Source organism: Deltaproteobacteria bacterium, assembly GCA_019309045.1.
In the GTDB taxonomy this organism is placed as follows: Bacteria; Desulfobacterota; Syntrophobacteria; order BM002; family BM002; genus JAFDGZ01.
In genome coordinates this window covers 1-9,636 of sequence record JAFDGZ010000097.1, presented here as the reverse complement: position 1 = coordinate 9,636, position 9,636 = coordinate 1, and the positions used below count along the sequence as shown (strand labels likewise).

The following is a 9,636-nucleotide window of genomic DNA, read 5'->3' as shown; positions in this document are numbered from 1 at the left end:
CCCTGGGTGACGGAGTCTATGGTGAGGGTGTCAGCGTCGATGTCAGAATCATTGCCGAGGACATCGATGGTAACGGCAGTGTCCTCGTCAGTGGCGGCGACATCGTCAGTGGCCACAGGTGGCGCATTCAGTACCGTTATACTGACAGAATCGGTGGCACTCTTCCCCTCGCTATCGGTTGCCGTAAGGGTGATGTTATGTATCCCTCTTGCAAGAGTTCTGCTGAATGAGGTCCCTGTGCCAATCTGGCCATCCATATCAGACGTCCAGACCAGAGCGCCGCCTGAGAGCGCTCCATCTTCCGCATCATTGGCGTAGCCTTCAAAGAGTATGTCACTGCCGCCGGCAAAGGTACTGCCGTCTGGTGGACTGGTAATAGTGACTGTGGGAACAATGTTCACGGAGACCACAGCCACTGCCACCACATCATCAGGGATGTTGTTGTCGCTGGCAATGTTGGGACCTGTGTTGCCATCAACAATGGTTGGCAGGTTGAAGATCTGCAGCTTGAAGACACCGTTGTTGCGCTGCTTGACAAGAACCAGCTCGTCGTTGCGATCGAGATCATAGTTCCCAGCCGCCACAGCGATAACCGGCACTTTTACAAGAGACTCGTCGCTGGCTACAGGGCGTCCAACATTGTCATCCACCGTTTCTGGTATGGCAAAAATATGTAACTTGTGATTGCCATTGGCATTTTTCCTGATCACCAGCAGCATATCATCAGAATAGTCTCCATACTTGGCTCCAGTGACAGCAGCAATATTGATCCCAATGTTGTTGTCACTGGCAATTGGCGGCCCAGTGTTGCCTCTTACTTCAGTAGGAAGATCATAGATTTCTACGCCATAGGTGCCGTCGGCATGTTTGCGCACGACAGCTATCTCAGATTGCGGGTCGTCGTCGTAGTTTCCGCAAGCAATACCGACAACATTCATGCCGATATTCTCATCAGTAGCAAGTGGGGGACCTGTATTGCCGTCCTCAGATGTGGGGAGGTCTCGGATGTCAAAGCTGTAGACACCACTGGAGTGTCTGCGAACGATGACGAGTTCGTCTTCAGGATCGGCATCAAATTGAACCGGGGCAACTGCGGTTATATCCGTCCCAATCCAGTTGTCTTTGGCCACGGGTTTCCAGCCTATATCCCCGCCAACAGTGAGGGGAGGTTTGTAGATATGCATTTTGAAGCCCCTGGTTCTCTTGCGAATCAGCAGAAGCTTTGTCTCCTCGGACCAGTTTGCCCGGGCATAGCCGCTCTCAGCTCCACCTGTCTGATTTTCGAGTACAGGGGTAGTGCTATCTTCCAGAGAGGGATCGTAATCGTGATCATATGCGGTTACACTCACCTGGTAGCCGCTGCCCGGGCTCAAGCCGCTTATGATGTACGAGTTGGCATTGCCCACATCAACGGTACTTGTTAGAGGATATACTTCTGCCGGACCCCAATGCACCATATAGCCGGCCACATCACTTTCTGCATTGTCTGCCCACTCAACCTCAATGGTATTGGTTCGTTTGATGGCAACAACCTGGTTGGGTGGAGAGATGGGGGTGTCAATGCGCATGACCGTTTGCCAGGGCGTATAATCCACCAGACCTTTGCTAGAGTCATCATTCCCATCGTATATTTTATCGCTGATTTCGGAGCCTGTGGCCGTACCCCACCAGTTCCCCGTGCAGTCAAGATCTGCTGAACCACTGGAAAGGTTGTTCCAGAGTTCATATGCTGTCTCATTGTTAAAAATATTGTTGTTATTGAAACTGAAAGATGATGTAGCAGTGAATATTGACGAATTAGCCTGGAGGTCGTCTTGATAATTGCCGGTTATGGTGTTATTGAAGACAGAGGCCTCATCGTTGCTGCCCAGATATAAAGCTGATCCTTGGAGATAAGAGGAGTTATATATTATACTATTATGAGATATGACAAGCTCAGCGTTTGCGCCATAGAGCCCCCCCCCATTGGTAGTTGCTGTATTAGTGCTGATTATATTTTGAGAAATGGTAATGACTCCTCCCCAAGCGAATATTCCACCGCCAGTATATGATGAATTATTTAAGATATAGTTTTTTGAAATAGTCACCGTTCCGGAATTCGTTGATATACCTCCTCCTTTGCTATTTAAATAAGTAGTATTATTATTCTTAATAATGTTATTTATTATATTGGCATCACTATTGAATGCTTCAATTCCAGCACCTTGTGACGAAGAAGTATTATTTGTTATGTTATTTGATGTTATAGTTGCACTTGATTCATATAGATAGATACCTCCTCCGTGATATGCATTATTTTTTTCTATTATATTATTTGCTATCGTTACACTACCGTTACGAATAAAGATTCCACCGCCCCCCGTAAATGAACTATTTTCTTCAATAGTGTTATTTGTAAGTTTAAGGGTGTTATTAAAGAGATCAGCATAGATGCCGGAAGTAACATTGTTCTTGATGGTACAAAAGTTGATCAGAGGTGAAGCTTTGTCGATTATTACTGCGCCATTGTTGTCCGGCACAGGAGCACCTGCATACTCAATGGTACAGTATTCCAGGATACAGCCGCTGTCATAATTTCCTTCAATATAGGCCGCCGGCGTGCTGCTGCCATAAAACAAAATGTACCCCCAGTTTTCTTCAGCTCTATTGGAGGTAAAAAGGATTTTTTCTGTGCTCGTGCCTCTGGCGATCAGAGTTCCTGAAACAGTTAATACATATGGCCCGTCGAATCGTACCTCCACTCCTGGATTTATACGCAGAGTGACATCTTTGTCCACCGAAACGTCACAGGTGACAATGTAGGGACTATCCATTGAGGTCCAGATGGTGTCCGCCGCAATGCTGCCGCAGACTTCTGTTGCAGCGAAACTGTTTGGTAGCGGCAGGAAAGCCATCAGGCATATCGCCGCCAAGGTGCCGATTGAGTAAGCCCTTGCACCCCGGGGTGTCTTCTGCAATCGCACCAGATGAAATTTCTCAGCAAGGAGGAGAGCTGCAGGGCCCAGCAATCTCAGAAAGTCCCTCGTCTTCGGGGCATGTGCTACTTTCTTTAAGAAACGATGCATTTTTTCACCTTTTCTTGCTGCTGGAAGTTGCCCGGAAATTATTTCATCTTTTTTGTGAGTAGGCTGATGATAACTCCTTGTTGATAATCTCTTGCAGACGTTCTAATGGCGGGCCGCCTGGAATCAAGCGGCCGTTTATAATGAAACTCGGCGTCATTTCTATTCCTGCTTTCCTGCCTTCCTCTATGTCCTTCAAGATCTGCTTCTTAAACTTGTGCTCTTGTCGACAGAGGGTGAACGTTTCTTTGTCAAGTCCTAATTGTTCGGCGAAGTCGTTCAGGGTTGTCGAAGTAAGTTCTCCCTCTACCTCGAACAGTAAATCCCGATACTGAGCAAATTTGCCCTGGTCTGCTGCACATCGAGCCGCTTCAGCAACCATCATTGCTTTCTCACGGCCGCCAAGAGGAAAGTCCTTGAATACCCATCTGACCTGTCCTTCGTATATCTTCCGCAGCTTCTTGACGACCGCATGATGCTTCTTGCATGAATGGCAAAGATAATCTGAAAACTCGATAACAGTCACCGGAGCATCAGCAGGGCCCTCAACCGGATCACCTCCTACGGTCACCAGGGTAGTGGGAAAGGGTGGTTCTTCAAGATAGTCGGATACTTTGTACTTGCTTCTCAGCGTGGCAGCGTATGCCAGAATCTTCTTGTAGGTTTTTTGCTGCTGAAGCGATGCTCTGATCCGCCTCTTGAGTTCCTGTTCTGAGCCGCGCCAGCCGGCCAGATTGGCACGGTTTTCCAAATAGAACTGCTCGACTTCATCGTCGCTGACAAGGACCCGGTTATTGAGAACGGTTTCCTGCAGATATTGCTGCACCGAGGTTCCCCGCTGTTCGGCCTCCTTTTGTAGAAGGATCTCTGCGATGAGCTGGTCCAGGCGGTTTCGTTTTAGCTGGAAGATTTCTTTTTGCAGGTTATAGATGCGTGAAGACAGCGGGCGCTCCAGCTCTTCGATGGTGATCACTTTTCCTGCCACTTCAGCGGCAACACCCGGATCAGTGTTTGTTGTCGCCAGGGTGGAATTGACAGCCGATGGCAGAATGAAAATTGATAAAACCAATGACAGCAAACTGACCGTGGACATCTGCCAGATTCGTTTTTTTTCAAAGCAGATTGCCGCCAGGAAAGCAACAACAACAAAATTTGCCAGGCAGTAAACACAAAGCGCTTTCATGGAAAACATGAGCCAGACAAGGCGCAGCTCCACGCCAAAGGCAGCCAGAACAAGCCAGAATACAAGTCTGTTTGCCCTGTAGAGGGCGAGGCTGAGTGCCAGGTAGAATCCTGCGCCGATCAGCCAGAGAGGTATGCTGAATACAGTGAAATTTGCTGTTTCCCTGCATCCAGATGAAAGGCCGCCGCAGAGCGAGTCCAACCAGGCCAGCTTGCTCGAGAACCCGGCAAGAAATGCCATTATAAAGCCGAGGCCAGCCGCGATAATAATCCAGGTATTTTTCCTGTTCCTGCCTGCCATTGCTGCACCTTCTAGATGAGAGGCCTGTAGAGAGACGGTCACTTTTTTAGATGAGTGAGCCATACCTGCAACCGCGGCAACTTGGAAGTACTCTTCACTTTGCTGCCAGGGCCTTCCCTTACTTTGCTGGAGGAAGTTCCGCCAGTGGCAGCAGAAAAATCCGGCACCCCATCGTTGTTGACATCAGCTATGGTAATTCCCCAGGTAACTGACAGGCCTGTAGAGGGAAGGTGCGTATTGTGCAATTCTTGCCATCCCCCTTTGCCGTCGCCCAGAAGGACGTATAATCCATAGGCGTCTCCATAGCCCTCAGAAGGGCGGCCGCCAACAAGCAAATCCAGATGGCCGTCCCCATCCAGGTCGCCCAGGGCTACAGTTACGGCACCGGCCTCCAGGGACGGCAGCACATCTGCTGTTGATTTCCATGAGCCATCCTGGGCCTGCAAGTATACCTCTGGGCCGTTGACATCATTTGCCACTGCCAGGTCAGGGAGACCGTCTTCATTAACATCCCCCACAGCAATACCACGAAAAAGTCCACCAATAATGGGCCGGGGCAGGCCTTCAGATGAGTTTACCCAGTGAGCCTTGCCATCTCCCAGCCAGACGCCCGGTCCCCTGTAATAGCTGGCCACCACGTCCAGGTGTCCATCTCGATTTACATCCGCCAACATCACCTGATTGGCCCAGCCGCCATTTTCTTCATCCCCGGGCTCCGGGTCATTGCCGCTGGGAAGACCGTCACCCGCCGGCACCGCCTGCCAATTTTTTCCCGAGCCATCCCCCAGGTAAACAGAGAATCCTCCCATATCAGAGGCAGCCAGCACCAGGTCCAGAAAACCGTCTTCATTCACATCACCCAGGGCGAGATCCTCTGTACCTATATAGAACCCTTCTTCATCCGGGGTGATTCCCTCAGGCGCGGGTGGCCTCAGTACGGTATCGGTTCTTGTCCAGTTACCTTTGCCGTCACCCAGGAAAGTGTAGACCCCGGTACAATGATCAGCAACAACAAGATCCAGAAAGTTGTCATTGTTGATATCACCAAAAGCCACACCTCCACCGCAGGTTATGTCATAGGTGAGACCTGCAGAAGAATCAGTCCACGAGGTGCCGCCATCTCCAAGCCACACCCGGGCCCCCTTGCCCAGACGGCGAACAGCAGCCATATCCAGATAGCCGTCGTTGTTTATATCGGCAAAGGCAGGCGTACACTTCCACATGCCCCCCTCAGGCAGGCCTTTAGATGCTATGGTGAACTGCAAAACAGTTTTGCTCGCAGGCTCTGCTTGCGTGCCCTTGCGTATTGTGGCGCAAGAACCGAGCAGTATCGGTAGTACAACTGCAATGAGTACAAAATTTCGCAAACCGTCCCAGGAATCTTGCATGTGATTTCTCTGCATCATTCGGCTGCCTCCTCGGGTACTTGTCGATACCAGTGACCATTTACCTTGATCCAGCTCTCCACCATATTTTCTTCTACGGGTCTTGCCTTGCGGATCGTTGGATCGTTCAGACGGTAAGTGTACAATACTTTAGCTCTGCCGCGATTGTCCACCACCTCTACCCATTCAATGTGATGATCGAGATATAAAAACATGGCCTTTTTTTGCAAGAACTCTGCGGCTGGGACCGCGGACTTGAAATCAGGATCGAGATACTCATAGACAGATTGCCAGTCCTGCTCTTCTTTGGCCCTCCAGAATGCATCGACCCGTTTGAGGAGCGCGCGCTCTTCTTTGGGCTGCCTCATCTTGGGCGGCAGCTGAGGGAAGTCTTCACGACGAGAAGGGGGTACCGGGTACCAGTTGCCCTCTATCTTTTCCCATATCTGCCATATCTTGATAGTCCTCGGGGGATAGTCTGGAAGGTCCGCTGGCTGCGCTTTGTAAATGATCCGGGTCCAGCCATACCTCTCCGAGGTTTCCACGTCTGCCAGTCTATAAGAGAGATAGCGAATAGCACGTTCTTTTTCTTTGAACTTAACAAACCGTTTCTTGCTGAGACCAGCCTTTTCTACGGGAGAAAGGAGATCATATACGGAGCCCCAGTCTCTCTTTACCTGCGCTTTCCAGTACAAATCTGCCCTTGCCCTGAGTCTTGCCACCTCATCGGTCTGCTTGGCCTGCACATCGCTGGCATAGATTACCGCTGTGATGGTTCCTATAAAAATGAACAGAAGAATAAAAACTGGCAGACGATATTTCATATTGTCACCTCTTGAAGTTTGCTTCAATTCAGCCCCATATGGTTCAGTGGCAGCACTACTGGCAATGCCTGCAAATATGAAGAAAGGGGGTAGGTAATGTGTGCTATTTCCTGTCCTCCCCTTTCATGTTTGTCAATCTGGAATGGCCTACCTGAGGTCCTCAGGAACCTCCTCCTCGTTATCCCACTTGACAAAACCACTTTCTACATTCACACCAGCACCATTGGCATTGGTGCCAGCCACGGCGTTGATAAGCGGTACAACTATAACGTCGTCGCTGGCGACCACCGATTGTGCATAGGAAATGAGTTGCATGTACTGAACTGCCAACCCCACAAGACCGGTGTGTTCACCTGTCTCCGGACATACCGTGCTGGGGATGCCCTGCACCCTCATGCGGCCAGTCTCGGTGTGGAGGTTCTTGTAGAGGAACTTCTCCGAACCGTTGGCTACACCCTGGTAGGCGCCTGCGTTGAGATTACTGAGGAATGACTCGTACCAGCACTTCATGCAGGCATAGGCGCCGGTGTACTTCACCTCGTCGTTGTTCCAGATGTTGAATCTGAGCTTGGTGTAGGTGGGTTTGCGATCCTGGCGCAGATCCTCTTTGCAGGGAACCACAGTCAGATCATAGTCCACGAAAATCAGCTTGCCGTCTGGCTTCCGAATGATATTGAGGCCGCCAATGATATCATCATAGTCGCTTACAGCCGGGAAGTTGAAGAGCAGGTACTTGGGACAGGCGTCATAGGCACCGCTGGCGCCTGAGAGCACAAGCTCCCCGCCAGTGCCCACTGGCTGGCCTCTGGTCACACCCCGGGCAATGAAATTCCACGAATTGTACTCGTAAGCGGTTCCAGTAAGGAAATCTACAACTTTGGCCGTTCCCCAGAGGTGGTTCCAGGAGATCTGGTTGCTGCTTGCCGCATCCACAGCCCAGCACTTCAATTCACCCACCGGTTCGCCAAAATTAAACGGTGGAACATTGACTGTGCCATGCCCTGTCTTGGCATTGAACCAGATGGGCTGATTGGCGGTCAACTTGAACATGAAATCTTCTGAATCCTGCTTCTTGTCGACCCAGTAGCATTTCAGCCATACAGTTCTATAGTAGTCGTTGCTGATGAATACTATGGTATCTTTACCACTCTGGACGTCAATCTTGGGAAAAATGAGGAGGCTTCCCTTCTGGGAGGTATTCCCCACATTTTGTGCAGCGACGGCCAGTGTTGCTGCTCCCACGAGCATAAACACCGCCGCTACTGCAATTACCAGCAAGTTTCTCATGATCCTAGTCTCCTTTTTTCCCTTCTTCCGGCTCGAAAATTCCGCATCAAGTTTCCAGCAAGCGCCATGGTTCGCTCTCGTCGAGAAGACTGCCGCGATATTTAGAAGGGGTTAGGAGAACAGGAAGGCCCCATGGCACGGCCTCCCTGCTCCCGGGCTCATAGTTTACAGACCTTCAGGTACTTCGCCGTTGTCATTCTGGATATCCCACTTGACAAAGCCGGCTTCCACATTCACGCCAGCACCGTTGGCAGTAGTACCAGCAGCTGCAAAATAGCCTGGTTGAGAATCTACAGATTTAGTCAGGTTGTCACCTCTGAGTATCATGATTTGGAATGACAGGCCCACAAGGCCGGTGTGTTCACCTGTCACCGGACATACCGTACTGGGAATGCCCTGCACCCTCATCCTGCCAGTCTCGGTGTGAAGGTTCTGGTAAAGGAACTTCTCCGAACCATTGGCTACACCCTCGAAGGCGCCTGCGCTGAGATCACTGAGGAATGACTCGTACCAGCACTTCATGCAGGCATAGGCGCCGGTGTACTTCACCTCGTCGTTGTTCCAGATGTTGAATCTGAGCTTGGTGAAGGTGGGAACGCGATCCTGGCGCAGATCCTGCTTGCAGGGCACCACGGTCAGATCATAATCCAGGAAGGTCAGATAGCCGTCTGGCTTCTCGATGGTGTTAGATTGACCCACAGCCGGGAAGTTGAACAGCAGGTACTTGGGACAGGCGTCATAGGCGCCGGCAGCGCCCGAAAGCACGAGTTCCCCACCGGTGCCAACTTTCTGGCCCCTGGTCACACCCCGGGCAATGAAATTCCAGGAATTGTACTCCACAGCCACACCGTACTCGAAATCGATGATTTTCGCCGTTCCAAAAAGATGGTTCCAGGAGATCTGGTCGCTGCCGGCATCATTAACTGCCCAGCACTTCAATTCTCCGTAGCCAGTGCCAAAATTGAAAGGCGGAACATCAACGGATCCCAGGCCGTCTTTGGCATCGAACCAGACGGGCTGATTGGCAGTCATCTTGAACATGAAATCCTCGATGTCCTGCTTGGAGTCGACCCAGTAGCATTTGATCCACACGGGCCTGTAATAGTCGTTGCTGATGAAGATAACGGTGTCCCTTTCACCTGCGGTTACGATCTTCGGAAAGATCAGCAGGCTTCCCTTCTGGGAGGTGTTTGCCACATTCTGCGCTGCAAACCCCAAGGACCAGACACCGGCTATCAGCATCAGAGTCACAAATACGGCAACTATCCCCTTTTTCATTCCTCAGCTCCTTTCTCCCTTTTTGTGGCTTGAAACTCTGCCTACCTTTCCCCGCCCCCCTCATTGGATGTTGCCGAGCATGTATAACTGAGACCGGGGAAAGGCCTCTGCCAGGATGTTTGAGAAAAGTTCAGGGAGCAAGTAAGGGCGCTCCGCGCCTCCTTGCTCCCGGGTTTATGGTTTACAGGCCTTCAGGCACTTCACCACCAGCATTCTGGATATCCCATTTGACAAAACCGGCTTCCACGTTCACACCAGCACCATTGGCATTCGTGCCAGCAATGGCCCGTCCTGCCACCTCAGAATCAGTCTCATAA

7 protein-coding genes are annotated in these 9,636 nt (G+C 50.8%); all 7 read right to left on the bottom strand.

The genetic code is table 11. The features are described 5' to 3' along the window. Positions 1–3,065: right-handed parallel beta-helix repeat-containing protein (locus JRI89_15050; GenBank protein MBW2072557.1), on the bottom strand; the 3,065-nt coding region annotated here is incomplete at its 3' end. A gap of 43 nt (positions 3,066–3,108) precedes the next feature. Next, complete coding sequence (locus tag JRI89_15045; protein ID MBW2072556.1) at positions 3,109–4,545, bottom strand: thioredoxin domain-containing protein; 1,437 nt, start codon at positions 4,543–4,545, stop codon at positions 3,109–3,111. A gap of 38 nt (positions 4,546–4,583) precedes the next feature. After that, positions 4,584–5,933 carry a VCBS repeat-containing protein gene (locus JRI89_15040; GenBank protein MBW2072555.1) on the bottom strand — a complete coding sequence of 450 codons (1,350 nt, stop codon included), beginning with the start codon at positions 5,931–5,933 and terminating at the stop codon, positions 4,584–4,586. A gap of 14 nt (positions 5,934–5,947) precedes the next feature. Then, the gene (locus JRI89_15035; protein MBW2072554.1) at positions 5,948–6,754 is read right to left on the bottom strand and encodes a hypothetical protein; all 807 of its coding nucleotides are present in this window, start codon (positions 6,752–6,754) and stop codon (positions 5,948–5,950) included. Between the two features lie 147 nt (positions 6,755–6,901). Then, positions 6,902–8,041 carry a hypothetical protein gene (locus JRI89_15030; protein MBW2072553.1) on the bottom strand — a complete coding sequence of 380 codons (1,140 nt, stop codon included), beginning with the start codon at positions 8,039–8,041 and terminating at the stop codon, positions 6,902–6,904. A gap of 165 nt (positions 8,042–8,206) precedes the next feature. Next, a complete protein-coding gene (locus tag JRI89_15025; GenBank protein MBW2072552.1) occupies positions 8,207–9,319 on the bottom strand; it encodes a hypothetical protein in 1,113 nt (370 codons plus the stop codon). A 181-nt stretch (positions 9,320–9,500) separates the two neighbouring features. Further along, a partial coding sequence (locus JRI89_15020) for a hypothetical protein (protein MBW2072551.1) occupies positions 9,501–9,636 on the bottom strand: 136 nt, incomplete at its 5' end.

Coding starts and splice junctions, on each gene's coding strand:
- JRI89_15035 (MBW2072554.1), bottom strand. CDS start 6,754: ATGAAATATCGTCTGCCAGTTTTTATTCTTCTGTTCATTTTTATAGGA.
- JRI89_15040 (MBW2072555.1), bottom strand. CDS start 5,933: ATGCAAGATTCCTGGGACGGTTTGCGAAATTTTGTACTCATTGCAGTT.
- JRI89_15025 (MBW2072552.1), bottom strand. CDS start 9,319: ATGAAAAAGGGGATAGTTGCCGTATTTGTGACTCTGATGCTGATAGCC.
- JRI89_15045 (MBW2072556.1), bottom strand. CDS start 4,545: ATGGCAGGCAGGAACAGGAAAAATACCTGGATTATTATCGCGGCTGGC.
- JRI89_15030 (MBW2072553.1), bottom strand. CDS start 8,041: ATGAGAAACTTGCTGGTAATTGCAGTAGCGGCGGTGTTTATGCTCGTG.